A 24,265-nucleotide genomic window follows, 5' to 3' on the forward strand; every position below is an offset into this window, starting at 1 on the left:
ATAGGGAAATAAGATGCAACTGACTTTAGTGCGACATGGCGAAGCCGCGCCACCAGTGAATGGGAATGATACCAAGCGTCCCCTAACGGAGCGCGGGCATCAACAGGCGGAACAGACAGCGCAGTATTTAAGGGACATCATTAAACCGGAGGTGTTTGTGGTCAGTCCTTTATTGCGTGCGCAGGAAACTCTGGCGCATTTACAGCACTATTTTAAAGATGTACCCGTGGTGATCTGTAATACCATCAAGCCTGATGATGATGCCAAAGTTGCAGTTGAATGGTTATCGCAGTTGCCGTATGAGTCCATTGCGGTGGTTTGTCATATGAATGTAGTGGCGCATATTGCCTCCATTCTCGTGACTGAGTCTTTCCACCCATTTCATTTGTCAGAAGCACGTATTTATGATCAGGCCGTGATTGCACCAGGCTTATCAACACAAGTTAAAAGCTTTATTCCAACAGTATAAAAAACCAATTAAAACGGTAGAACACAATCGATGTTGTATTTATGGATGCCGGAAGCCAATGGGGTTTGGCAATGGTCAAAGGGGGAATTCTGGAGCACTGCTGCGACACTCGAGCAGCTGATTCAGGATATTCAGGCCTATCATGGTGAAGAGGCGACGGTCTTTTTTCCAAGTCGTCATGTGCAGATTTTGCAGCAGACCTTGCCTAAGAGCCAATATAAGAAAATGGGTAATGATGGCATCAAATATCTGTTAGAAGAATATGTGGTACTGCCTGTCGATACCATGAAAGTGCTGCATCATTTTCAGCAGCCTGATCAGATTAGTATTCTGGGGATTGCAAATTCTACAGTTGAAACTTTGCAGCATGCCCTGAATTTGATTCCTGTTAAAGTCGCTGCGTTATTGCCAGACTTTCTGGTTTTGCCAGTGCCTGAACATGCGCAGCAGCGCGTTATTGCACAAATCGGTGGGCATCTGCTGGTACGTGAAGCTGAATATATCGGACAGTCAGTGGATGATTTGAGCCTTTATCTGGATTTTCAGCCCAAAGATCTGGAATATCAGGTCAGCAATCTCAGCCCTGAACAAATGAGTAGTCTGGAAGCTGTGGCAACACATGAACAATTAAACTCGTTCCAATATACGTTGCCAATGCTAAAAAAACCGAAACAGCATCCATTTAATATCCTGCCAAAGGGTAAATCGGATCATACTGTTTCTGGTTACTGGAAAGCCTGTGCGGCGGTTTTTCTTGGGATTCTGGTACTGCAGTTCACTTACGATGCAGTGCGCTGGTACCAATATAAGAAAGTCGCCAATACCACTGCAATGCAGGCGATTGATCAGTTTAAATACTGGTTCGGACAGAATTATCCGGTCACTGAGCAGAATATTAAAAGCCAGTTCGAAGCCCAGCTTCGTCAAAGCCAGACCGCAGACACTCAGGCCTTACAGCTCATCAGCCGAGTCGGGCCGGTACTAATGCAAAACCAGATTGTGGCACAGCGTGTCAATTATGACCCGTCAGGATTGAGTCTACAATTACAGTCCAATTCATCTGAAAGTCTAAATACTTTAACCAAGCAACTGAGGCAGCAGGGCTTTAAAGTAGAATTGGGGAATATACAGGCGAATGGAACAGGCGTCGTAGGACTGGTGAAAATACAATAATGAAAGCCATTGAAACCTTACAGAACCGTATGGATCTGCAAATTGAAAAACTGACCGATTATCTGGATCGTTTGTCAGCACGTGAACGCATTCTGGTGATCTTTACAACGATCTTTGTGTTGGTGACCGCTGTTGCAAGTGCACTCTGGGCGATGCATCAGGCAGCAGATACCCAGCAGAAACGTTTAAATGATCTAAAAGATACGCTGGTCTGGATGCAAAGCAATGCGGTTACCATGAAGCCGGCAGGAGACTTGCAATTAGATGCAGCAGAAAAAGTGCAACGCATTGCCCAGCAACAAGGGCTGTCGATTGCATCACAGCAAATGGATGGAAAAATTCAGTTGATGCTGTCTCACGAAAATTATTCTGTGCTGGCCAACTTCCTGACGCAGCTGGCACAAATGGGGCTAAGTATCGAGAAAATGGAACTAAATAATGAAGCAGGGCAGATTAAATTAACAGCGACTGTGCAATAACTGGTAAAAATAAAGATTTGCAAAGCATGGTTTTTTTGTCAGCCTATGCCTATAATATGCCGACTTAAAAAGCAGTAGACTTTTCTAGATATGTTGTATTCTCTAGCCCGCCCTTTGTTGTTTTCTTTAGCACCAGAGCGTGCACATGAGCTGACACTATCACTATTAAAATCATCCCATAAAATGGGCATGATGCGTCAAAATGTTGCTGTGAAACCTGTGACCTGTATGGGAATCGAATTTCCTAATCCGGTCGGTCTTGCAGCAGGGTTAGATAAAAATGGTGCCTATATTGATGCCTTGGCCAGTCAAGGCTTTGGTTTTATTGAAATTGGTACCATTACTCCACGCCCGCAACCTGGTAATCCTCATCCACGTTTATTCCGTCTTCCGAAAGCCAAAGCGATTATTAACCGTATGGGCTTTAATAATGATGGCGTGGATAAGTTAATTGAAAACGTTAAAGCTGCAAAATTTAAAGGTGTACTGGGAATCAATATCGGTAAAAACGCTGATACTCCGGTAGAAAAAGCAGTAGATGATTACCTTATTTGTTTAGAAAAAGTCTATAATTATGCTTCCTATATCACCGTTAATATTTCTTCTCCAAATACCAAGAACCTGCGCAGTTTACAAAGTGGCGATGCACTGACTGAATTGCTGGAAACGCTGAAGAATCGTCAGCTGGAACTGGCTCAGGAACATCAGCATTACGTTCCTCTGGTATTAAAAGTTGCACCGGATCTTGAAGCTGAAGATATTGCCTTTATTGCCAAGCAGTTATTGCAATACAAGATTGATGGTCTGATCGTGACCAATACCACATTGTCACGTGAAGGTGTGGAAGGTCTGGAGCATGCAGAAGAAGCGGGCGGTTTATCAGGCGCGCCAGTCTTTGAGAAAAGCACGGCATGTCTGGCTGCATTTGCAGAGGAATTAAAGGGACAAATTCCATTGATTGGTGTGGGTGGTATTCTTTCAGGTGCGGATGCGCTGGCCAAGAAAAAAGCTGGTGCAAGCCTTGTACAAGTCTATAGTGGCCTCATATATACTGGGCCGGAACTGGTTAAAGACTGTGTAGCCGCGCTTTAAGTCCTATGAATGCCATTGATATCTTTCTACTGATTATCTTGCTCATTGGAGGGCTCAACGGTTTGCGCCAAGGATTTATCAAAGCCTTTGCGAACTTAGTGGGATGGATTTTTGCCTTGATTATTGCGGCGAAATATTCAACACTACTTGCGCCCTCAATGGTTGCTCTCAGTACAGATCCAGTGGTACAGAAGATTGCAGCCTTTGCCTTTATTGTTCTGATGATTGTGGTACTCACCTGGATTGTCACCTTTCTGCTCAACCGCATTTTAAAAACCCTGAAACTTGGTCCGCTGAATCGTCTTGCGGGGGGTGTTTTCGGCAGCCTGAAAGGTTTGCTGATTGTCCTGATTACCATGCAGGGCATTGGTCCGTGGGTCGAAAGTTCACCGCACTGGAAGCAGTCTAAATTTATACAGGTCTTATTGCCATATGCGCCTTGGGCAACAGAGCTCTCCAAAGAAGCCGCAAATGGCGCCCTGCAACATATCAAGTCTGAAGGGGCACAGAAACCTTCAGATTCCTCATCTGAACCGGCATCCAAGGCCAAGAGTTCAGATGTGTCAACGAATAATCCTTTTTATTAATCCTAGCTTGTCTGCGAGGTTGCTATGTGTGGAGTAGTTGGTATAGCTGGTAAATCACCTGTTAACCAAATGTTGTTTGATGCATTAACGATGTTACAACATCGTGGACAAGATGCAGCTGGGATTGTGACCTGTCAGGAAGGCCGTCTGTTCCTGCGTAAAGATGTCGGTATGGTCCGTGATGTATTCCATACCCGTCATATGCGTGCTTTACAGGGTAATTATGGTATTGGTCATGTGCGTTACCCAACGGCAGGTACTTCAAGCAGTGCCGAAGCGCAACCATTCTACGTAAACTCACCTTATGGGATTACGCTGGCGCATAACGGTAACCTGACCAATGCTGAAGAAATTCATGATGACCTGTTTAAAACTGACCTGCGTCACATGAATACTGATTCAGATTCAGAAGTGCTACTAAACGTACTGGCGCACGAATTACAAAAACGTGGCAAGCTGGTACCAACATCTGAAGATATTTTCCAGGCTGTAACGCGTGTACATGAGCGTTGTAAAGGTGGTTATGCCGTTGTTGCGATGATTACTGGCCAAGGTTTGGTAGGTTTTCGTGATCCAAATGGTATCCGTCCATTGATTTACGGTTCGCGCGAAACAGAAAATGGTATGGAATATATCATTGCTTCTGAATCTGTAGCGATTACTGCGCTAGGCTTCAAGGTTGAGCGTGATATCGAACCGGGTGAAGCGGTTTTCATTGATTCTTACGGTAACTTCTTTACCCAGCAATGTGCAGCAAATCCAGAATACCGTCCATGTATTTTTGAATATGTGTACTTTGCCCGTCCAGATGCAACCATTGATGGGATCTCTGTGTATAAAGCCCGTCTGAAAATGGGTGAGAAGCTGGCACAAAAAATTCTGCGCGAGTGGGGCGATGAGCACGACATCGACGTGGTGATTCCAATTCCGGATACTTCACGTACTTCTGCACTTGAACTGGCTAATATGCTGGGCGTGAAATTCCGTGAAGGTTTCATGAAAAACCGTTATATCGGCCGTACCTTCATCATGCCAGGTCAGCAACTGCGTAAAAAATCAGTACGTCAAAAACTGAACCCGGTTGAGCTCGAGTTCCAGGGCAAAAACGTTCTACTAGTCGATGACTCGATTGTGCGTGGTACGACTTGTAATGAAATTATTCAGATGGCACGTGATGCGGGTGCGAAAAAAGTATTCTTCGCTTCTGCGGCACCTATGGTGAAATATCCAAACGTATACGGTATTGATATGCCGGCGAAATCTGAACTGATCGCTTCTGAACGTAGTGTAGAAGAAATCCGTGAAATTATTGGTGCTGACCGTCTGATTTTCCAGGATCTGGAAGACCTGAAAGATGCAGTACGTACCAAAAAGGTTCCTCATTTGCGTGAATTTGACTGTTCTGTATTTGATGGTGTGTATGTCGCAGGTGGAATCAATGCTGAATACCTCGATCAATTAGAGCAAAAACGCAGTGATGGCGCCAAAAAAGGCGACAATTTTATTGATGTGAATATTGATGCAGCATCAGTTGATCTGACCGGTGTACGCGAAGTCTAAGCAATTAAAATCATGATGAAAAAGCGGGAATTTCCCGCTTTTTTGTTTTATGATGAGCCCAAGGAAAGACCAGATCAGTTAGGGTGGTAGATTGAAAAGCGTAGGATATGCTTTGGTCAAAAACAAGAATATGCTATTGCTAGCCAGCTTTTGTCTGATTGCGATACTATTAACAGTTCTGATTATCAATACAGTGGTTGGCCTGTTTGTTTTCTATGCTGATCCTGGCCAGTCGATATGGTGGCATGTCCTTAGTCCTTATCTGGTAGCACTGGTTTTATTCTTGATGATTATTTCGGTCATCTATGAATTTTATACGTTTCGTGCCGGCGGCTATTCTTTAGCCCAGCAAATGGGCGCGCGTCGACTGAACCAAATGGAAAGTATTCCGGAAGAAAGTGCTGCACTACGGATCAATACTCAACTGGCAGATACGTTCCTGATTGAACCGCCAGCTATGTATGTCTTGCCGAATGAAGTGGGGGTCAATGCATTAACAGCGGGTTTTAGTCCACGTGATACTGCTATTATTCTGACTTGGGGTGCATTACAAACTCTTGATGAAATTGAACTTTATGGCTTGCTCAGTCATGAATTTAACAAGATTCTATCTGGTGAAACAGCTGAAAATACCCGCCTGAAAATTCTATATAGTAGTCTAACCACTTTTAGCCAGTGGGGCAGCAAGATTGCGAAGTTGGGGTTTTATCGAAATGATGTACCTCGCGAAAACAAGTTTGAAACCTTCTATGTCTCAATCGGAGCAGTCATCTGGTTGATTGGTAGCTTGGGTATTTTGATTACACGTTTTATTAAATATATTTCATTGGGCGGACGTACCTATAAAAATGACCAGAAAACCCGACGCCTGATTCAGAATGATGCCAATATTCAGACTTTATTGCGCATTCATGTGCATCATTCAGGATCACAGATCTATAGTGAATATGCCGAATCCATTTCACATATGTGTTTTGCCAATTCTTTAAGTCCACAGAACTGGTTGAATATTCATCCGAATATTAATCAGCGTATTTATGAATTAAATCCTGCCTTGATTCAGGATCTGCAGCTTGAAAATCTGAAGAAATTAAAAAACCAGCCTTTGTTTAGTCTGTTTCGTTCACTCGAAGATGTCGTGCCTGAAAGCACAGCAGTCTGGGAATCCCCACAACCTTTGCCTTTGTTACGCTTGTCTCCAATTAGCTTCGCCATTAAAGATGCCATCAAGCCATTAAATCCGGAGCTGCGTGCCAATATGCCGCGTCCGGAGCTGATTGAACGTGCTTTGCAAACTTCGACCGGTTCACGTGAAGTGATGGTCGCAATTTTGATGATCCGGCAATATCGTGAATTTATTCCGACCGAGGCAGAGGTCAGTCGTGCGATTATTGATTCATTATTAAATCTGGATGGACGGGTACATATCTCGATTTTCCAGCAAGCCTGTAAAAATATTGGTGGAATGCCTACCACAGTTGCACGGCAGTTTTTAATGAAGCTGGCAAGGATTATTCAGGAAGATGGTGAAATTGGTTTGCTGGATGCCTTATTGCTAGAGCGGGTGAAGTATGAGCTGAATTTACTGCCGATGCATACGCCGACGTCTTTAGATGAGGTCAAACCACAGATCGTACGTCTGATTGATGCCTTGCTGCATGTGCAGCAGATTAATAGCGATAATCAACTGGAGGTTCGGGAAAAGATTTTAAACCGTATTCTTAGTCCTCGAGAACTTGAGCTGTATAGTGAAATCTCAGATGAGCCGATTGATTTGGCCGAGATTTTAAATGATATTGCAGGATTGTTATTACGTGATCGTTTGAGCATGTTGGGTATTGCAGAAGTTTGCCTGTGGAGTGACCGGATCATGACTCAGGATGAGCTGGATGTGATGGAACTTCTGTACTGGCGCTTGGGCTTTGAATCCAATGAAATTACCTCGCAAATGCTCAAGAAAAACAGTTTGATGATTATCTAATATTTTTAAATTAAGAAGATGTATTTAAGTCCAGTTTTTCAAGAACTGATCTATAAAAGAACTTGTAGTGGAAAAAAAGTAATCTTATAAATTGATTTCTATTCTGAGTTAAAATGATTCAAGATAGAGAGTGAAAAACTGGAAATAGTTCGGCAAAGAAAAGCGAATCCCGTTAAAATGTTCGACCTGAAATAGGTGATGAAGAAAAGATGATTGGGCATCAGCGTGACATACTGGCAACATTAGGAATAGATATCTGGATTCCCAAGGGCGACGTATGTCAGCAGCATCAGGTTTCGATCTGGCGTGATCAGGCCCCAGCAGAATTACATAGCGAAATCATCCTGCCACAACCGACTCAGATTGCTCCGGTAGCAAAAGCTCCTTTAATTGCGCCTGAGCCTGTTACAGTTGAAGCAAAAGCTGAAGCTAAAAGTGAAGCGCCAGTAGTTGTTGCAACAATTCAGGAACAGCGGGAAATTCTGCATATTCCGCCATTCAACTTACAGGCTTTAAGCTTGGAACATTGCACGATTGTCATCGATGCCACAGAAATGACCGAGCAAACCCAGCTTTTATGGACCAACATCCAGCGTGCTCTGCAAAGTGAATTTTATGAACTGAACTGGCCATTTCCTTGGGTGAATCTGCAAGATGGTCGAGGTGTTGAATCTTATATTCAAGGTTTTCTGGACATGATGAGCCTGGAAAAAAATATCATTTCCCTTGGCTCTATTCCGCATGTGACACATAATAAAATGATTCAACTGGCATCTTTACAGGAAATGCTGGATCAGCCAATACATAAAAAACGCTTATGGCAGTTTATGCAAAACAGGCCAGCGAACTCAGATTAATATTGATGTGGAATAGGGACATATGAAACAAAAAGTGATTGTATTCAGCCAGATCGATCAGGATGTCCAAAAAAAACTCGAACAAAATTTTAATGTAGTGACCTTACAGCCGAAACTGGGCAATGTGCATGAGCAGTTGCTGGAACAGGTGCGCGATGCCGATGGCATGATTGGGGCAGGCCGACTGCTCAATCGCGATAATCTGGCACCAGCAACCCGACTTAAAATCATTTCTAGTGTCAGTGTCGGGTATGACAACTATGAAGTTGATTATCTGAATGAAAAAAATATCTATCTGACCAATACCCCCCATGTCCTGACTGAAACCACGGCAGATCTGGGATTTGCGCTATTAATGGCAACTGCACGCAAAGTGGCTTATCTGGATCACTGGACCAAGCAGGGACAATGGCACCGTACAACACGTGAAGCACAGTTTGGTGTGGATATTTTCGGAAAAACGCTGGGAATAATCGGGCTAGGGCATATTGGGGCAGCAGTTGCACGCCGTGGATTTTACGGTTTCAATATGAATATCTTGTACCATAATCGCCATGAAAAACCGGAATTGGCTCAAGGGCTCAGTGCACAGTATTGTTCTCTGAATGAGCTTTTGCAGCGCTCAGATTTCGTGGTGGTTACCGTGGATTTAAATGCTAAGTCGAAAGCACTGATTGGAGTCGAACAACTGGCACAAATGCAGCCACATGCGGTGTTGGTGAATATCTCCCGTGGGTCTGTGATTGATGAGCAGGCTTTGATCGAAGCCTTAAAAGCCAACCAAATCTTTGCTGCGGGGCTGGACGTTTATGAGAAAGAGCCTTTAAAAGAATCAGAATTATTTGAGCTGGATAATGTTATTACCTTGCCTCATGTCGGTTCGGCCACAGTGGCAACACGTCGAAAAATGGCTGAGCTGGCTTATCAGAATCTGGTTGATGCACTTGAAGGGCGGGTGCCACGCTATGTGGTGAATCCTCAAGTGATTGGTTCATTTAAGTAATATTAAATAACATTTTCCTGCATCTATGCTCATTTTTCGATGCTATATTCGAGACAGGTTGAAACTGAATTTTAGAGATTTTTCATTGAAACGTTTGGTATTGGCGTGCGGGTTAAGTCTATGTGCAGCAGCAGGGCATAGTGATAATGATTATTTTAATCAGCCTGCTGCACAATTTTCTGTACCGGATATTGGTGCGGGCGTCGGATTGATCGACCAGCAAAAAGAACAAATGATCGGTGAAAAGGTCTATCGTCAAGTCCAGAAACAAATGCCTGTGATTCAGAATCCATGGCTTGAAGATCAGCTACTTTCCATATTTTCCCAAATTCTCAGTCAGACCAAATTACAACAACCGATCGGTTTAATGGTAATCAATGATCCGCAAATTAATGCCTTTGCGGTACCTGGTGGGTTATTTGCCCTGAATGCGGGTTTGATTAATTCTGCTCGAAATACGGATGAAGTGGCAGGGGTGATGGCACATGAAATTGCACATGTCACACAACGTCATTACAGTCGTTCGCAAGAAACCTTTAAAGGACAAGGACTGTTGGCCCTGGCAGGGATTCTGGTGGGTGCATTAGTGGCTTCACAGGCAGATGGTGATGCAGGTGCAGCAGTGATGATGGGTTCTCAGGCAGCTCTACTGGATCAGCAATTAACTTATAGCCGTAATCAGGAACGTGAGGCGGACCGGATCGGGATGCAATATATGTATGCTGCCGGATACAGTCCGCACAGTATGGCGGATTTCTTTGAAGTGATGCATCGTTCCACTAGCCGTTTAAGCTTTATGCCTGATTTCTGGCTGACGCATCCTCTAACTACTGAGCGTATGAGTGAAGCACGTTTGCGCGCCAATCAGCTGCCTGCGGTTAAGCGTAATTTAAATGATCAGGATTTTGAAATCATTAAATGGTATACACGGGTACTGTCACGTCAGACTACTGAACAACAGCTCAACTTAATGGTGCAACGTAATGATTTTCCTGGTCAGCTCGCTTTAACGGCTTATCAGCTTCAACAGGGAGATTTTCAGGCGGCACAAACCGCACTGGATCAAGCCAAAAAGCACAATAAAATGCATCCTTTGCAGGTGTTATTTCAGACTGATATTTATCTGGGGCAAAATCAGCTGGATAATGCGCTAAAAAGCATTAGTTCAGCCGCACGAATCATGCCGGAAAACCGTGCTTTAAATTATAAATATGCCGAAACCCTGATTCGTGCCAAACAACCTGATCAAGCCAGATCCATTGTACAGCGCTTTTTAAATAGCAATACCCGTGATGTTAGTGGCTGGAGATTAATGCAACTGGCAGCGAATGCAGCACCTGATTCATCAATAAAAGCCGCCAACGTCTTGCGTTATCGTGCCGAAGTAGAGTACTGGTCAGGCTATGAAGAAACTGCGATTAAATCCTTAATACATGCTCAACGCATCAGCAAAAATAATCAATCTCTGTCAGCAACCATTGGTCAACGTTTAAAACAGATGCAGCAAACGCGACAGTTTAAAATTTAAGTCTATTTTTCTAATGATTTTTAGCTTCAGTAGATATAGCCGAAGTTTACTAAATCACGCTACAATCCGGACAAAGCTAAGTTGTCTATTTTAATTATTTTATGAAAAAAATATTATTGGGTTTATGGATATTGGGGTGTGGCGGAAATGTATTGGCGGCTAGTGCGGCAGAATACGTGCAGTCCGTTGAGCAGATTAATGCTGATTATCAAAAAGAATCACGTCAGTTTTTAAAAGGTTTAAATCCACAGCAGCAGGGTTTTAGCGCATCGCAGAATCAGCAGTTTTGTGCGATTGTGCAGCGTTATGTGGATCGCTTATATAAAGCGGCAGACCAGAACCGAGCTTATCTGGATCGTCAGTATCAAAATGTAGGCAAGCAGGATGTCATACTGCAGGTAAAATCTTCAAAAGAGATGCAGTTGCTGAAACGTTATAATGTGGACTGTAATTTACAGTAAGAATAAATAAGAAAATGCTGAGAACTGTCCGGAATGGAGGCAGTTCAACGCAGATTTAGATTTGAAATAGAATGGGGGAATTAAGCAAGTTTTGCTTTAATTTTTGCTGAAACTTGTGCAGGATCGGCGCGCCCGGCTATGAGCGGACGCAGAGAATTCATCACCTTACCCATATCTTTCATGCTAGTAGCTTGTTGCGCTTCAATTGTTTGCGCAATCAGGGAATCAAGTTCTTCCTCAGTCATAGCTTCTGGTAGAAATTGAGAGAGAACCTCAACTTCGGCTTGTTCCTTACTAGCTAAATCATCTCGACCAGCGCCTTCAAAGGCTTTGATCGATTCTTTACGTTGTTTAATTTGCTTTTCAATGACCGCAAGAACTTGAGCGTCGTCAAGTTCTTTACGCTCATCGACTTCGATTTGCTTAATTGCTGCTTGCAGACTACGAATGACCGTCAACTTTGACATATCTTTGGCACGCATGGTGGCTTTCAATACGTCAGTAATCTGGTTTTTTAAAGTAGTCATTATTTATTCCAAGCAGTCAATCACAAATTAATCTTAGTAAAGGCGAGTAGTACGTACTGATTCACGTGCCAATTTCTTTTGGTAGCGTTTAACAGCAGCAGCTTTTTTACGTTTACGTTCTTGAGTTGGTTTTTCGTAGAATTCACGTTTACGAACGTCAGCAAGAACACCCGCTTTTTCGCATGAACGTTTGAAACGACGGATAGCTACGTCTACTGGTTCGCCTTCTTTCAATTTAACTTGTGGCATGAAGAATCCTCATTAAGTTATGGATAAGATCAGGGCCGAATTGCCCTCGATCACAAGTGAAGGTCAGTATTTTACTCATTTACATCTCATATCACAAGTCTATAATAGTTGCTGCAATATATTTGATACAGGTTATAGGCAGTTTAATGATCGTTTTAGGCTTGGAAACGTCGTGTGATGAAACAGGACTTGCGCTGTATGACAGCGAGTTAGGTTTGCGCGGACAGGTGCTGTACAGCCAGATTAAACTGCATGCTGAATATGGCGGCGTCGTACCAGAACTGGCTTCGCGTGACCATGTGCGTAAACTCATTCCTTTACTGAATGAACTGCTTGAACAAAGTGGCATCAAAAAATCAGAAATTGATGCGGTGGCTTATACCCGTGGTCCGGGCCTGATGGGCGCATTAATGACGGGCGCACTGTTTGGTCGGACTTTGGCCTTTGCCTTAAATAAACCGGCGATTGGTGTGCATCATATGGAAGGTCATATGCTGGCACCATTACTTTCTAAAACGCCACCGAAATTTCCATTTGTGGCATTACTGGTGTCTGGTGGGCATTCACAGCTCATGGCTGCTTATGGTATTGGGCAGTATGAATTACTCGGTGAATCGATTGATGATGCGGCGGGTGAAGCATTTGACAAAGTTGCGAAGATGATGGGTTTGCCATATCCAGGTGGCCCGAATATTTCCAGACTGGCTGAGCAGGGCAATCCGAATGCATTTGCTTTCCCACGTCCAATGCTGTATCAAGGCCTAGAGTTTTCATTTAGTGGTTTAAAAACTGCAGTTTCTGTTCAAATGAAGAAACTCGGTGAAGAAAGACATGATGCTGATATCGCTGCGAGCTTCCAAGAAGCTATTGTCGATACTTTAGTAAAAAAATCAGTGAAGGCATTGAAACAGACTGGCTTAAAACGTCTGGTCATTGCAGGTGGTGTAAGTGCCAACAAGCGTTTACGTGAACGTCTGGAAGCTGATTTGGCGAAAATCAAAGCCACCGTGTACTATGCAGAACCTGCATTGTGTACCGATAATGGTGCGATGATTGCCTTTGCGGGTTATCAACGTTTGAAAGCCGGACAGCAAGATGGTTTGGCTGTGACCACAACCCCACGTTGGCCAATGACAGAATTGACGAATCCGACAGAGGCATAGATTTCTGGCTTGAAGAAAAGAGACTTAGGCCTCTTTTTTTATTGTGAATTTTTAAATGAAAACTTATAGCAACGGTATGTTGTAAATATAAGTTTTATGGCTGGATTTAGAGCTCGTATATTCTATTGAAACCGGAAAAATAGTTTAATAGCTTAAGTTTATATCATGCATATTTTTACAGGTTCGCAGCAGAGGCAATCTCGGATGGAAATTATAAATTTCAAAAGTTTTCAGGATGCTGGAGAGGCGGTGTTAAAGTTTTTGCATCAGCATTTTGGCTTTAATTTATGGATGATCACCCGGGTAGAAGGCCAAGACTGGATTGTGCTGCAAAGTGAAGATCATGGTTATGATATACGACCCGGTCAAGTGTTTCAGTGGGCTGATTCTTTTTGTTCTCATATGGTCGCAGGTAAGGCCCCGAGAATTGCCCCTCGCTCTGAAGAAATTCCTTTATACGCCACAGCGCCGATTAATCAGCAGGTCTGTATAAAATCTTATATTGGTCAGCCACTCCTTAAAGAAGATGGCAGTTTGTTTGGAACACTCTGTGCGATTGATCCAGAAACCAAATCGGAAGCTATTTTGCAAGATATGCAACTGATCGAGTTATTGGGACAATTGCTCAGTTCGATCTTGCAGGCAGAATTGCGTCAGAGTGAGCAGATAAGACAGCATGAATTATTGCAGGAAGAAGCCAGTAAAGATGAATTGACCGGGCTCTATAATCGCTGGGCCTGGGAAAAACTGCTGCGAGCTGAAGAAGAGCGTTGCAAGCAATATGGTCATCCCGCCGCTGTATTATTTATTGACCTGAATGACCTAAAAAAGGTGAATGATAGTTTGGGTCATGATGAAGGTGATAAGCTGATTCAAAACGCGGCTCAAGTATTACGAGATAATGTACGGATCAACGATATTGTTGCCCGTTTAGGTGGCGATGAGTTTGTGATTCTTAGCGTGGAAAATGATGAAACGAGTACTGAAAGTTTAGTGGATCGTTTAATTAATGCCTTTGCAGCAGCAAACATTGGCGCAGCGATTGGTATGGCGATGCGTCATCCTGGTCATGGTTTATTTGCAGCGCTCGCACAAGCGGATCAGAACATGTTTGAGTATAAGCGTCGGAAAAAATCCAGTGAATCGAGCAATCTAAAATAATTCACGCTTTAAATCTTCTATAAGTGATTAAGCATCTCATATCATGAAAATGATTATTTTCTATGCTCTAAAGTCATCCTATCTTTCAATATTCTCTTTCATCGCCATGTATGAAAGTTGAACATGATTCTCCATAAAAAGAAAATTCAATCCATCTTTAACTTAACCATTACAAATTTTATAAGCTTTGTTGCAAAGTTAATCGATCTAATTAAATGCGCTTTAAGTGTGTTGAAAAGTGACTCTGGTAAGGAACAAGATTCAAATAAGCACTTCATTTCTTATGATAATTGTTGTTTTAAATATAAATTAAAATTACAGAGTTAATCCTTAGTTTATTAAAAGATAAAGCACGATCAGAGTGTAAGAAATACTGTCCAGAAAAAATATCATCGACAGGTAGTGGGTTTGTATTGTGCAGTTTTAATACGCCCATATTTCATTCTCATTGAATAAAAATGCAAAGAAATTCTAGGGAATAAAATTTTATGAAAAAGCAGATGACATTCTTTGGGCTGGTATTGGTTTCAGGCTTGCTTACCGCATGTGGTGGCAGTGGAGGTAGCTCAGACAATTCTACAGTGACCACACCGCCAAATGTTCCAGAGGAGAGTATTTCTCCTGAACTTTCAGAAGAATTTATTCCTTTTGAGGATCGCGATATCATTGAGAAAATCCGCGACAAAATTAACAATAGCGCCAGTAATGATACGGACTATAACGTTGCGTTAGGTCATATGATTGGTGAGGTTTTTGCGGATTATCCTTATGGACGCACGAGCCGTATTATCAAGATTTATAATTTGGGTGTGAACAGCATCAAATATCCGAATCTGATCTGTTCTGAAGTGAATACCAATGGTGCAGTGAAAACTTTTAAATTAAAAACCGATAAAAATAACTGTATTGTTCTGGATAAAACCTATCGCAAAGATTCAACCATTACCCAGGCGGTCAACGGTGATACTACGACCTTGACCTTTAGCAATGTACGTTATGGTTCCAATGTTGATTTTAATCTAAAAGATGATTATCTGATTTCAGGTACGATTGTTCATACCAAAAGCAAAAACAATTTGGGTGCATTGGAAAGCTATAAAATTGACCGTCTGGAATTTCAGCGTGTAGCGGAAGACAAGAATGTGGGTAAATCTGGCGCTGAGTATGATGAGCTGAGCAAGGAATACTTACTGGTATGTAATTATAACTATAGCCTTGTAGATGACTATGGTAGTGGCAGTAATGGTATTCGTACCCTAACCAGCAGCGGCAGCATTATTGGTCAGCCAAATCTGGCGGATTACCGTTATAGTTTTGATTTTAATACGACTACATCATTCAAGATGGACGAAACGGTGTTAAATAATTATAAGCATCTGCCGAAAGAGGGCGTGCTTAAAATTACTGACAGTTATGATCAGGTGATTGAGGTCAAACAGAATCAGCCTGAATCCTTAAAAGCGACTGTCTATTTCAATGGCAGTGAGCTGGATGATCTGCTGTGGTCTACGATTATTGGCAATAAAAAATAAGAATTAACCTTATAAAAAAAGCTCCATTAAGGAGCTTTTTTTATTTGGGGAAAAATTTACAGAGAATTTAACTGCTGCGAACCAATCCAGTGTTTAGAGAACTGATAGGCTGCACGGCCTGAGCGTTGGCCACGCGCCTGACACCAGCGTAATGCTTCAGCACGGGCTTCAACTGTCATTTGCATATCTGCCTTTTTCAAATAATGCTCAACGATTTCCAGATACAGGTTTTGATCCATTGGGTAGAACGACAGCCATAAACCAAAACGATCCGACAAGGAAATTTTCTCTTCAATGGCTTCCTGTGGATGTAACTCTGTATATTGCGGTACATCTACTTTGGTCACCGGGGTATTTTCATGCATGAATTCCGGTAATAGATGACGACGGTTACTAGTCGCATAAATCACAAAATTACTGGAACCGGACTGTAATGAACCATCTAGCACACTTTTCAGACTGCGATAGTTTTCATCTTCCGCATTGAAGGCCAGGTCATCACAATAGACGATAAACTTTTCCGGACGACCGGCGATCAGTTGCTGAATCTGTGGAAGATCTGACAAATCATCACGTTCAATTTCAATCAAACGTAGACCCTGATCTGCATATTCAGTCAACAAGGCACGCACGATCGAAGATTTGCCTGTACCGCGAGAGCCAGTGAGTAAGACATCATTGGCAGGTAATCCTTTTAGAAACTGCAAAGTATTCTGAATGACTTTTTCTTTTTGTCGCTCAATGCCTTTTAAATCTGCCAGTTCAATCTGTTTAAGCTGGTGAATGGGTTTGAGTTCTCCAGCCTGCCATTTATAGGCATAAGCAGAAAAATCAGGACTTTGTTTTAATTCAGGCAGGCTTTGCTGGAGCTGGAGAAGAACAGTAGAAAGAGTATTTAAGATATTGTCAGGTAAATCAATTTTCGCCATGATTTGAGCAGTACATTTACAATTATGGCTAGAATACTATCACTGTAAAATTCACAGTCAAAGTCTGGAAAGTGTGATAATTTGCCTAAAGTGGTGAATTTTCGTTATTGTAGTACAAAGAAAATAGATGCCTGTTTTTTGTTCATGGCTGCAGGATGTCTGAAAATTACAATATGGATAGGGAAGAGGGCAGATGCTGTTTAAAGATTTTACTCAGGATATCAATCCACATCAGGCCTATCGTATTAAAAAGCTGAAGCAGCAATTGCAGCAGGCTGAAACTTACGAAGAATGGAAATATATTGCCTTAAAGATCGACGAAGAATCTGGGGCACAAGAATGGAAATTCGATAATAGTTCACCGTATTTTGATGCCGAAGTGATTGCGCATCGACTGGGGAAATTAAGACGTTACCGTCAGCAGAAACGCACTCGCGACCTGATGTATATCCTGCGTGAAGGGCTGAGTTACGATATTGCCAATATCGCCCATCCTTTATTGTTTACCGTCACTTATGTCGGCACTAAAAAAATTATTGAGGATTATGTAGAAGAAGTCAGTCTGGGCTTGGCTTATATTGCTTCTGCAAAATGTACCTGTCTGACTCTTGAAGAGAAAATTGAATATTTTGAGCACTGCCAACGTGCTTATGGTCAGCCAGCTTTAATGTTCTCGGGCGGTGCAACACTCGGCTTATTTCATACCGGTGTATGTAAAGCGCTAATGGAACAGGATCTGTTACCTCGAGTGATGTCGGGTTCTAGTGCTGGTGCAATTATGACCGCTATGTTGGGCGTCTCCAAACCCGCACAATATGTGGATATTTTAAAAGGTCATAACTTTTTCCATGAAGCATTCCATTTCCGTACCATGAGTGAATTACTGAAGGGTAATGGTGGTCTGGCGGATGTTAAATACCTGAAAAAATTCCTGATCGAAAACTTGGGAGATATGACCTTTGAAGAAGCATTAAAAACTTCGGGTCTACATATTAATATTGCGGTCGCGCCTTATGATGCAGCGCAGGATGCCCGGATCATGAATGCCTATACCTCTCCAGATGTACTGGTCTGGAGTGCGGTGCTGGCATCTTGTGCTGTGCCAATTTTGTTCCCGCCGGTACGTCTCACGAGTAAACGCCACGATGGGCAATATACGCCTTATATGGGCGCAACATGCTGGGTAGATGGCAGTGTTCGTAGCGATTTCCCGCAGGAGAAAATGGCGCGGCTGTACAATATCAATTACACCATTGCCAGTCAGGCCAATCCACATATTGTGCCTTTTATGCAGGATGATATTTCACGCTTCCGTAAAGGGACATTAAGCTGGCCGAAACGCATTGTACGCCGTCAGAGTGTGGTATTTACCAAAGGGATTATGGATTTTGCCCGTGAGCATGCGGGAAGTTTGCCGCCAGTCCGCCGTTTGCTAGATCATGGTTATGGCGTGGTGGATCAGCGTTACTATGGCGATGTGAATATTGTGGGTAAATATAGCCTGCGTCATTATAGCTATATGCTGCAAAATCCTCGTCCGCATTTATTTAAGGTATTGCAGCGTGAAGGTGAGCGGGCGACCTGGCCAAAAATCTCTCTGATCGAAACTCAGGAGCGGGTAGGTAAAACTATTCAGCATTGTCTGGAACTGCTAAATTACCAGCATGCTCCAGATGCCAAGCAGGAATACATTGTTACTTAACCTCGCCAATCTGCATCAGCTTAATCTCCAGCTTAAGACCAAAGCCCGAAGTCTGGGTTTTGGTCGCCGTCTTTATTATCTAGAATTTAATCCTGAGAGCAGGTCAGCATTGTGGTTAAAAACCCAGAATCTGGATTCAACGGCTATTTCTCACTATGCCCAGACTGGCTTAAGTCATGAGTTGGATTTTTATGAAGCTTATGGTGAGCAAGAAGGGCGGACTTTCATGCTTCCGCATCAAATTATTCGAAAGCCGTTTCAGATTGGAGATGAATCTTTCAATCTGGCTTTGATCCTGCCTGATGCGCCAGCACATTTTGAGGTATGCCCTAAGCTGTTTTCAATTCAAGAAGTCCGTCAGCATATACTACGGGCATTAGAAACGTTGATAAGCTTACAAGAACTCGGGTATCTGCATGCTGATCTCAAACGAGAGCATTTTGTCATTTATCAGAATCGGGTTTGTTTGATTGATTTTGAGCAGGTGCAGCCCCTCAACACTACCAGCCAAGCAACGAACGCAACGCCTCGTTATATGGCGCCCGAATTGTTCCAAGGGCAAGCCAAGTCGCTACAGAGCGAAGTTTATGCGCTGGGTATCATTTTTTATGAGTGGCTTACAGGGCAACGTTTAGAAGCGACAGATTATCAAGATTGGGCATTATTGCATTGTCAGCATTTTAAACCTGAGCTCCCTGCACAATATCAAGCTTTGCAAAGCCTGCTACAAAATATGCTTCGAAAGCACTCACAGGATAGATTGTCTGATTTCAAAGCCGTAAAACAGACCTTACTTACTGAAATTGCATGAGAAAAATACAATAAATTGTATATTGTTTTTTATTTAATCAAACGAGTGGTTTTTTCTTAAAAAGAGCTTGTCAGGTGAAATTGATCCCTATAGTATACACAGCCATCGGGGACGTGGCGAAATTGGTAGACGCACTGGATTTAGGTTCCAGCGCCGCGAGGTGTGAGAGTTCGAGTCTCTCCGTCCCCACCAATTTACTCAAGAGATTGAGTAAAATGGCCGAGTAGAGGATTGGTGTAATGGTAGCATGACGGTCTCCAAAACCGTTCGTCAAGGTTCGAATCCTTGATCCTCTGCCAAAGTTTGAAAAAGTCCAACACTAAGTTGGTACCCTGATGGGGACGTGGCGAAATTGGTAGACGCACTGGATTTAGGTTCCAGCGCCGCGAGGTGTGAGAGTTCGAGTCTCTCCGTCCCCACCATCAAAAGAGACAAGGTTGATGCCTTGTTTTTTTTTGCCTGGAATTTAAGGCTGAGCCATCTTTTAATCTTATTTTCATTATTCGCTTACTTTCGATGAGTAGATTTTAAATACTCAAACTAAGTATCAGTGAAGGTGAGAAGAGGGAAGTCCTTTAAAATATCCAATCAATTGGCTGATCTAAACACTATTAAAATTAATATTCAGCACTCTTTCAAATAACTTGATTTTTTAAATTGGAGAAATGAAATTAAGCGGTTTTATTAAAAATAAGCCAGTATTTAATCATCAAAGAATTAACTGATTAATTTTTGATATAAAAACACCGAGTTGATCATAGAATCGCTTGTCAAGCAGATGCGATCGCTATAATATACACAGCCACGGGGATATGGCGGAATTGGTAGACGCACTGTGTTCAGGTCGCAGCGCCTTCTGGGTGTGAGAGTTCGAGTCTCTCTATCCCCACCATATATGAAGAAACAAGGTTAATGCCTTGTTTTTTTTTGCCTGAAATTTAGTGCGATATTTTTATTGGCTCGGCTTTTTATTCTTTGTATTGGATTAATTTATTGTTTAAACAACATGCTTGATCAAGATAAGTGAGGTTCTAGAGGTCTGTGATCTGCTGGGATTGAACTAGAGAGGCTTAGAGATCAAGTTCAAAGCAGTAGCAAAGAAACCTCATAAGGCCGAGTTTTCTTGTTAAATCTTATAAAAAATAAAAAAATTGCATTAACTGTTTAATTTATAGCGGAATAGGCAGTGATTGCTTGTAAAATCACTTGTCAATGACCTGCTATCTCTATAATATACACAGCCATCGGGGATGTGGCGAAATTGGTAGACGCACTGGATTTAGGTTCCAGCGCCGCGAGGTGTGAGAGTTCGAGTCTCTCCGTCCCCACCAATTTACTCAAGAGATTGAGTAAAATGGCCGAGTAGAGGATTGGTGTAATGGTAGCATGACGGTCTCCAAAACCGTTCGTCAAGGTTCGAATCCTTGATCCTCTGCCAAAGTTTGAAAAAGTCCAACACTAAGTTGGTACCCTGATGGGGACGTGGCGAAATTGGTAGACGCACTGGATTTAGGTTCCAGCGCCGCGAGGTGTGAGAGTTCGAGTCTCTCCGTCCCCACCATCAAAAGAGACAAGGTTGATGCCTTGTTTTTTTTTGCCTGAAATTTTATAAACGAAAAAAAGCCCATCGAAATGGGCTGATTATAGGAATAATAGAATTTTACTCAAATAAAAGGGTAAATCATGAGTGCATTGATTAATTAAATTTAAGCTTTCAGATGATCTTCAAACTCCTCACCCAGCTGCATGGCCAATGCATTACCTGAAAGATCGCAGGTCACCAGACCATATTCTTTTTTAAAACTGAAACTAAAACCACGATTGTCTGCCAGGGTGCGAACCGAATACCCCAATTTTTCTAACCAAAGTCTAAATGCGAGAACGTTTTTTGCTTTAACCACTTTTTTCACGAGATAACTCCTTCATTAGTTAAATCATAGATAAGGGTGAGAATTTTCGTTTTAAAGGGCAAATACCCTTATTTAAATTAATTTAATTGAATTTGCGGATTTAATGAACAAGATAATATAGGCGAAATATAAGGTTTTTCATCTAAGTCTATGTTTTTTATTATTTTCAAGATGTTGTAACTAAATATTTTAATTTTAAGCCTAAATAATTTTTTGAATAGTTATTAATATTCAAATATTTAAAACAATAATTGTTTATATATTATTCATTTTAAATTAGGAATTAGCGTGGTTTGAAGTTTTAGAGTTTGAATAAGGCTGAAAAATATACAATCCAGTAAAGTTTCTGAGTATTCAGATCATGGTGTTAGGCTCAGCCCTTTATACTGTCATGGATATAATTTAAATAAGATTGATGATGACTGAATTAAATATTGAACAGTACGTCAAACAGCAAATTGAACTTATGCAGCAACAAAGGCAGGAGCCGGTTGCTGTGATGCTGGGTCATGAAGACTGGCTGGATTTTTCGGTACAGTCCAAGGTGGTGTATACGCCGTTCGGTAGTGCGCGTCGTTATCAACCTGCTTTGGGTGGATTATTGCTGGTCAGGATTGATGAAATGAATGCGGTACGAGTGGTCACCCAGCAAGAACTGGATGACTATGCTCAGCTGCATCAGCTGCTCTAAGCAGCTATAGTTTAAAACGAGTCTTTCATCACGCGTAAACGTTGAAACTCTTCGACACTGTCTGCGCGTAAAAAAGGATTGGTTTCCAGTTCTGCTGCAATAGTACTGGGTAAGGTGCATTGTCCAAGCATGCGCATACGCTCAACCTGTTCGAAACGTTCCAGAATTGCTGGATTATCCGGTTCTACATGTTTGGCAAACTGTGCATTCGACAAAGTGTATTCATGCGTGCAATAAACCTGGGTACGTGGCGGTAGGGCAGCCAGGCGAGCCAGAGAGTGGTACATCTGCTGATAAGTACCTTCAAATACCCGTCCACAGCCCATGGCAAACAGGGTATCGCCACAGAACAGCACATCAATAGCATCCAGGAAATACACGATATGGCCTAGGGTATGCCCCGGTACGGCGATAATCTGTACCTCAACACCATGAAAACTGAACTGGTCGTTATGTTCAAGTGGATGGTTAATAAACGGAATTTTTTCCAGCTCAGCTTTTGGGCCATATACCGGTAATGATTGCTTTTGAATTAAATCTGGAACACCAGCGATATGGTCTTTATGCCAGTGGGTGAGCCAGATCTGATTCAGCTCAAGCCCATGTTCGGCGCAGTAATTCTGAACTAACGCAGCTTCAGTGGGATCAATGACCACGACCTGATGCGTCGGTGTATGTTCAAGTAACCAGATATAATTTTGTAATGAGTTTTTGACATCAATACAGTGGATTTTAAACGGCATCATAAGACATCAGACCAAACAGATATTATGGATAAAGTAGCATAAATTCAGGCAGTCTGACTGTGGTCAAAGCTGCCTGTTTACAAGAATTTTTTATATGATTTGTTTAAAAAGATCAGTCATTTATTCTGCATCTTTGACTGTGACAGCTTCGCCAATGGTATAGAAGTGGCCACCGGCGACATGATGAATACTTTTCCATTCTTCGCTGACTTCATGATAGTACCAGTGCCCATTACGGAACACCCGATCATCGGCATAAGCGGCAATGACCTTACCAATAAACAGGTCATGGGTCTGCTGGTTATGTGGCTCGGAAATCAGCTCACATAAAATCCAGGCAGCACAACCTTCTACAACTGGGATCTCTTGATCTGCGAATTTGAATAATTTCACACCGGATTGTTCCAGTTTGTCTGGGTCATTGTACAGACTTAATGTCCCCAGGCTATAGACCATTTCCAGCTGTTTAAGGGTCGGAATCTGCAGGGCAAAGTAGCCAGAATTTTCAATTATTTTTCGGGTCTTGGTGCTTTTATCTAGAACTACGGTGACTTTTGCTGGACTAAATTCGAGTGCACATGCCCAGGCAGCGGCCATGACATCAGTATCTTGCTCATCATTGGCAGACACCAGTACTGTTGGGCCGTGTGTAATCAGACGATAGGCTTTTTCTAAAGGTACAGTTTGAATATGTGAATTGTTCATAAAGAACCTTAATGAGTGAAAAGAGAGAAAAATAAATCATTTGATTCACAGCATATAAAATTCCCCTTCTGGAAAAAAGCTTTTAAACTAAACACCTACATACAGGAGTAAAGAAAATGAAAATGTACCAGGTGGATGCTTTTACGACAGCTCTATTTAAGGGAAATCCTGCTGCAGTCATCGTGCAGGATGCTTGGCTGGATGATCACCTGATGCAGAATATTGCCCTGGAAAATAATCTGTCTGAGACCGCTTTTGTCAAAGTGCTGAATGCAGAAAATTATGAAATTCGCTGGTTTACACCGACCAAGGAAGTGGATTTTTGTGGACATGCCACATTGGCCAGTAGCTTTGTACTGTTCAAGGATTTTAGCTCTGCAAAAACCATTTATTTTCATGTCAAAGATCTGGGCATTTTTACAGTATGCCAGGATGAGGATGGCAAAATCCGGATGAATTTCCCAATCCGTCAGCCTGAACTCATTACAGAATATCCGGAAGCCTTAAGACAGGCGCTGACGAAGCCTTTTAAAAATGTTTATCTGAATACACAAGGTTATATTATTGAATATGAATCAGTGCAGGATGTGCTGGATGAGCAACCCAATATTGAATTGCTGAAGCAGCTGAATGGAAAAAGAACCGCGATTACAGCAGCGGGTCCATTACTGGATGTCGCGATTACCGCTGGCGATACCCAATATGATTGCATATCACGTTATTTTGCACCGAGTAACGGGATTAATGAAGATCCGGTCACTGGTTCAATTCATACCGGGATTGCACTGATCTGGGCGGAGAAATTAAATAAAACTGAACTGGTGGCTTATCAGGCCTCTCAGCGTGGCGGTGTATTGTATTGCGCATTAAAAGAACAAGACCGCATTGAAATTTCTGGTTATGCCAAACTGTTTATGCTGGCCGAACTTTATATTTAATTAACATACTC

The 24,265-nt window shown here is 42.3% G+C and carries 24 protein-coding genes and 7 tRNA genes; 25 read left to right on the forward strand and 6 right to left on the reverse strand.

What is annotated here, in order from left to right:
* Positions 1-13 precede the first annotated feature (13 nt).
* From FOC32_RS10475 to FOC32_RS10525, 11 genes are all read left to right on the forward strand, one after another.
* On the forward strand, positions 14-469 hold the full coding sequence (locus FOC32_RS10475; RefSeq protein ID WP_005235080.1) for a SixA phosphatase family protein: 456 nt from the start codon (positions 14-16) through the stop codon (positions 467-469).
* Positions 470-499: 30 nt separating this feature from the next.
* On the forward strand, positions 500-1,642 hold the full coding sequence (gene gspL / locus FOC32_RS10480; RefSeq protein WP_175967323.1) for a type II secretion system protein GspL: 1,143 nt from the start codon (positions 500-502) through the stop codon (positions 1,640-1,642).
* Positions 1,642-2,121: a type II secretion system protein GspM gene (gspM, locus tag FOC32_RS10485; RefSeq protein ID WP_005235083.1), complete on the forward strand. Its 480-nt coding sequence runs from the start codon at positions 1,642-1,644 to the stop codon at positions 2,119-2,121. Before gspL ends, gspM begins: the two co-directional genes overlap by 1 nt.
* Positions 2,122-2,211: 90 nt before the next feature.
* Positions 2,212-3,213, forward strand: coding sequence for a quinone-dependent dihydroorotate dehydrogenase (locus FOC32_RS10490; RefSeq protein WP_005235085.1), 1,002 nt, complete (start codon positions 2,212-2,214; stop codon positions 3,211-3,213).
* Between the two features lie 5 nt (positions 3,214-3,218).
* Entirely contained in the window at positions 3,219-3,800 is a 582-nt protein-coding gene (locus tag FOC32_RS10495; protein ID WP_175967324.1) for a CvpA family protein, read from the forward strand.
* Between the two features lie 24 nt (positions 3,801-3,824).
* Positions 3,825-5,360 carry an amidophosphoribosyltransferase gene (gene purF, locus FOC32_RS10500; protein WP_175967325.1) on the forward strand — a complete coding sequence of 512 codons (1,536 nt, stop codon included), beginning with the start codon at positions 3,825-3,827 and terminating at the stop codon, positions 5,358-5,360.
* Between the two features lie 91 nt (positions 5,361-5,451).
* Positions 5,452-7,341, forward strand: a complete 1,890-nt coding sequence (locus FOC32_RS10505) for a M48 family metalloprotease (RefSeq protein ID WP_034169988.1) — start codon at positions 5,452-5,454, stop codon at positions 7,339-7,341.
* 209 nt (positions 7,342-7,550) lie between these two features.
* Positions 7,551-8,198, forward strand: coding sequence for a hypothetical protein (locus FOC32_RS10510; RefSeq protein ID WP_175967327.1), 648 nt, complete (start codon positions 7,551-7,553; stop codon positions 8,196-8,198).
* A gap of 22 nt (positions 8,199-8,220) precedes the next feature.
* Positions 8,221-9,201, forward strand: a complete 981-nt coding sequence (locus FOC32_RS10515; protein ID WP_175967328.1) for a 2-hydroxyacid dehydrogenase — start codon at positions 8,221-8,223, stop codon at positions 9,199-9,201.
* Positions 9,202-9,286: 85 nt separating this feature from the next.
* Positions 9,287-10,729: a M48 family metalloprotease gene (locus FOC32_RS10520; protein ID WP_034169986.1), complete on the forward strand. Its 1,443-nt coding sequence runs from the start codon at positions 9,287-9,289 to the stop codon at positions 10,727-10,729.
* A 101-nt stretch (positions 10,730-10,830) separates the two neighbouring features.
* A complete protein-coding gene (locus tag FOC32_RS10525) occupies positions 10,831-11,190 on the forward strand; it encodes a hypothetical protein (RefSeq protein WP_104426261.1) in 360 nt (119 codons plus the stop codon).
* A gap of 80 nt (positions 11,191-11,270) precedes the next feature.
* Here FOC32_RS10525 and FOC32_RS10530 read toward each other — a convergent pair whose 3' ends face one another.
* Both FOC32_RS10530 and rpsU read right to left on the reverse strand, forming a co-directional pair.
* Positions 11,271-11,717 (reverse strand): GatB/YqeY domain-containing protein, encoded by a 447-nt coding sequence (locus FOC32_RS10530; protein ID WP_005235099.1) that lies wholly within the window; start codon positions 11,715-11,717, stop codon positions 11,271-11,273.
* Positions 11,718-11,750: 33 nt separating this feature from the next.
* Positions 11,751-11,966, reverse strand: coding sequence for a 30S ribosomal protein S21 (gene rpsU / locus FOC32_RS10535; protein WP_001136722.1), 216 nt, complete (start codon positions 11,964-11,966; stop codon positions 11,751-11,753).
* Between the two features lie 146 nt (positions 11,967-12,112).
* Here rpsU and tsaD point away from each other — a divergent pair, with 146 nt between their 5' ends.
* The 3 genes from tsaD to FOC32_RS10550 all read left to right on the forward strand — a co-directional run bounded on the left by tsaD (position 12,113) and on the right by FOC32_RS10550 (position 15,822).
* A complete protein-coding gene (tsaD, locus tag FOC32_RS10540) occupies positions 12,113-13,129 on the forward strand; it encodes a tRNA (adenosine(37)-N6)-threonylcarbamoyltransferase complex transferase subunit TsaD (RefSeq protein ID WP_005235100.1) in 1,017 nt (338 codons plus the stop codon).
* Between the two features lie 204 nt (positions 13,130-13,333).
* Positions 13,334-14,290, forward strand: a complete 957-nt coding sequence (locus FOC32_RS10545) for a sensor domain-containing diguanylate cyclase (protein ID WP_175967329.1) — start codon at positions 13,334-13,336, stop codon at positions 14,288-14,290.
* A 488-nt stretch (positions 14,291-14,778) separates the two neighbouring features.
* Positions 14,779-15,822 carry a hypothetical protein gene (locus FOC32_RS10550; protein ID WP_175967330.1) on the forward strand — a complete coding sequence of 348 codons (1,044 nt, stop codon included), beginning with the start codon at positions 14,779-14,781 and terminating at the stop codon, positions 15,820-15,822.
* Between the two features lie 56 nt (positions 15,823-15,878).
* Here FOC32_RS10550 and FOC32_RS10555 read toward each other — a convergent pair whose 3' ends face one another.
* On the reverse strand, positions 15,879-16,751 hold the full coding sequence (locus tag FOC32_RS10555) for an ATP-binding protein (protein WP_175967331.1): 873 nt from the start codon (positions 16,749-16,751) through the stop codon (positions 15,879-15,881).
* Positions 16,752-16,944: 193 nt separating this feature from the next.
* On the opposite strand from FOC32_RS10555, the gene FOC32_RS10560 reads away from it, so the two are divergent.
* From FOC32_RS10560 to FOC32_RS10600, 9 genes are all read left to right on the forward strand, one after another.
* Positions 16,945-18,453, forward strand: a complete 1,509-nt coding sequence (locus tag FOC32_RS10560; RefSeq protein WP_175967332.1) for a DUF3336 domain-containing protein — start codon at positions 16,945-16,947, stop codon at positions 18,451-18,453.
* A complete protein-coding gene (locus tag FOC32_RS10565; RefSeq protein ID WP_376745080.1) occupies positions 18,425-19,264 on the forward strand; it encodes a protein kinase domain-containing protein in 840 nt (279 codons plus the stop codon). Before FOC32_RS10560 ends, FOC32_RS10565 begins: the two co-directional genes overlap by 29 nt.
* Before the next feature lie 107 nt (positions 19,265-19,371).
* Positions 19,372-19,456: transfer RNA gene (locus tag FOC32_RS10570), tRNA-Leu, on the forward strand.
* 33 nt (positions 19,457-19,489) lie between these two features.
* Positions 19,490-19,563: transfer RNA gene (locus FOC32_RS10575), tRNA-Trp, on the forward strand.
* Positions 19,564-19,601: 38 nt separating this feature from the next.
* Positions 19,602-19,686 (forward strand) — tRNA-Leu (locus FOC32_RS10580).
* A gap of 384 nt (positions 19,687-20,070) precedes the next feature.
* A tRNA-Leu gene (locus FOC32_RS10585) sits at positions 20,071-20,156 on the forward strand.
* 354 nt (positions 20,157-20,510) lie between these two features.
* Positions 20,511-20,595 (forward strand) — tRNA-Leu (locus tag FOC32_RS10590).
* 33 nt (positions 20,596-20,628) lie between these two features.
* A tRNA-Trp gene (locus FOC32_RS10595) sits at positions 20,629-20,702 on the forward strand.
* A gap of 38 nt (positions 20,703-20,740) precedes the next feature.
* Positions 20,741-20,825 (forward strand) — tRNA-Leu (locus FOC32_RS10600).
* Positions 20,826-20,970: 145 nt separating this feature from the next.
* Here FOC32_RS10600 and FOC32_RS10605 read toward each other — a convergent pair.
* The gene (locus FOC32_RS10605) at positions 20,971-21,174 is read right to left on the reverse strand and encodes a hypothetical protein (RefSeq protein ID WP_004786362.1); all 204 of its coding nucleotides are present in this window, start codon (positions 21,172-21,174) and stop codon (positions 20,971-20,973) included.
* 418 nt (positions 21,175-21,592) lie between these two features.
* Between FOC32_RS10605 and FOC32_RS10610 the strand changes: the two genes are divergently transcribed.
* Positions 21,593-21,865, forward strand: a complete 273-nt coding sequence (locus FOC32_RS10610; RefSeq protein WP_175967334.1) for a hypothetical protein — start codon at positions 21,593-21,595, stop codon at positions 21,863-21,865.
* 11 nt (positions 21,866-21,876) lie between these two features.
* Here FOC32_RS10610 and gloB read toward each other — a convergent pair whose 3' ends face one another.
* Both gloB and FOC32_RS10620 read right to left on the reverse strand, forming a co-directional pair.
* Positions 21,877-22,611, reverse strand: a complete 735-nt coding sequence (gene gloB / locus FOC32_RS10615) for a hydroxyacylglutathione hydrolase (protein WP_175967335.1) — start codon at positions 22,609-22,611, stop codon at positions 21,877-21,879.
* 120 nt (positions 22,612-22,731) lie between these two features.
* The gene (locus FOC32_RS10620) at positions 22,732-23,316 is read right to left on the reverse strand and encodes a flavin reductase family protein (protein ID WP_175967336.1); all 585 of its coding nucleotides are present in this window, start codon (positions 23,314-23,316) and stop codon (positions 22,732-22,734) included.
* 116 nt (positions 23,317-23,432) lie between these two features.
* Here FOC32_RS10620 and FOC32_RS10625 point away from each other — a divergent pair, with 116 nt between their 5' ends.
* Positions 23,433-24,254: a PhzF family phenazine biosynthesis protein gene (locus FOC32_RS10625; RefSeq protein ID WP_175967338.1), complete on the forward strand. Its 822-nt coding sequence runs from the start codon at positions 23,433-23,435 to the stop codon at positions 24,252-24,254.
* The last annotated feature ends 11 nt before the right edge of the window (positions 24,255-24,265 follow it).

It is taken from the genome of Acinetobacter sp. FDAARGOS_724 (genome assembly GCF_013364475.1).
GTDB classification, from domain to species: domain Bacteria; phylum Pseudomonadota; class Gammaproteobacteria; order Pseudomonadales; family Moraxellaceae; genus Acinetobacter; species Acinetobacter variabilis.

Excerpts from the sequence above, each read along its gene's own strand:
- FOC32_RS10475 (WP_005235080.1), top strand. The coding sequence starts at position 14 with ATGCAACTGACTTTAGTGCGACATGGCGAAGCCGCGCCACCAGTGAAT.
- gspL (WP_175967323.1), top strand. The coding sequence starts at position 500 with ATGTTGTATTTATGGATGCCGGAAGCCAATGGGGTTTGGCAATGGTCA.
- gspM (WP_005235083.1), top strand. The coding sequence starts at position 1,642 with ATGAAAGCCATTGAAACCTTACAGAACCGTATGGATCTGCAAATTGAA.
- FOC32_RS10490 (WP_005235085.1), top strand. The coding sequence starts at position 2,212 with ATGTTGTATTCTCTAGCCCGCCCTTTGTTGTTTTCTTTAGCACCAGAG.
- FOC32_RS10495 (WP_175967324.1), top strand. The coding sequence starts at position 3,219 with ATGAATGCCATTGATATCTTTCTACTGATTATCTTGCTCATTGGAGGG.
- purF (WP_175967325.1), top strand. The coding sequence starts at position 3,825 with ATGTGTGGAGTAGTTGGTATAGCTGGTAAATCACCTGTTAACCAAATG.
- FOC32_RS10510 (WP_175967327.1), top strand. The coding sequence starts at position 7,551 with ATGATTGGGCATCAGCGTGACATACTGGCAACATTAGGAATAGATATC.
- FOC32_RS10515 (WP_175967328.1), top strand. The coding sequence starts at position 8,221 with ATGAAACAAAAAGTGATTGTATTCAGCCAGATCGATCAGGATGTCCAA.
- FOC32_RS10525 (WP_104426261.1), top strand. The coding sequence starts at position 10,831 with ATGAAAAAAATATTATTGGGTTTATGGATATTGGGGTGTGGCGGAAAT.
- FOC32_RS10530 (WP_005235099.1), bottom strand. The coding sequence starts at position 11,717 with ATGACTACTTTAAAAAACCAGATTACTGACGTATTGAAAGCCACCATG.
- rpsU (WP_001136722.1), bottom strand. The coding sequence starts at position 11,966 with ATGCCACAAGTTAAATTGAAAGAAGGCGAACCAGTAGACGTAGCTATC.
- tsaD (WP_005235100.1), top strand. The coding sequence starts at position 12,113 with ATGATCGTTTTAGGCTTGGAAACGTCGTGTGATGAAACAGGACTTGCG.
- FOC32_RS10545 (WP_175967329.1), top strand. The coding sequence starts at position 13,334 with ATGGAAATTATAAATTTCAAAAGTTTTCAGGATGCTGGAGAGGCGGTG.
- FOC32_RS10550 (WP_175967330.1), top strand. The coding sequence starts at position 14,779 with ATGAAAAAGCAGATGACATTCTTTGGGCTGGTATTGGTTTCAGGCTTG.
- FOC32_RS10555 (WP_175967331.1), bottom strand. The coding sequence starts at position 16,751 with ATGGCGAAAATTGATTTACCTGACAATATCTTAAATACTCTTTCTACT.
- FOC32_RS10560 (WP_175967332.1), top strand. The coding sequence starts at position 16,945 with ATGCTGTTTAAAGATTTTACTCAGGATATCAATCCACATCAGGCCTAT.
- FOC32_RS10565 (WP_376745080.1), top strand. The coding sequence starts at position 18,425 with ATGCCAAGCAGGAATACATTGTTACTTAACCTCGCCAATCTGCATCAG.
- FOC32_RS10610 (WP_175967334.1), top strand. The coding sequence starts at position 21,593 with ATGACTGAATTAAATATTGAACAGTACGTCAAACAGCAAATTGAACTT.
- gloB (WP_175967335.1), bottom strand. The coding sequence starts at position 22,611 with ATGATGCCGTTTAAAATCCACTGTATTGATGTCAAAAACTCATTACAA.
- FOC32_RS10620 (WP_175967336.1), bottom strand. The coding sequence starts at position 23,316 with ATGAACAATTCACATATTCAAACTGTACCTTTAGAAAAAGCCTATCGT.
- FOC32_RS10625 (WP_175967338.1), top strand. The coding sequence starts at position 23,433 with ATGAAAATGTACCAGGTGGATGCTTTTACGACAGCTCTATTTAAGGGA.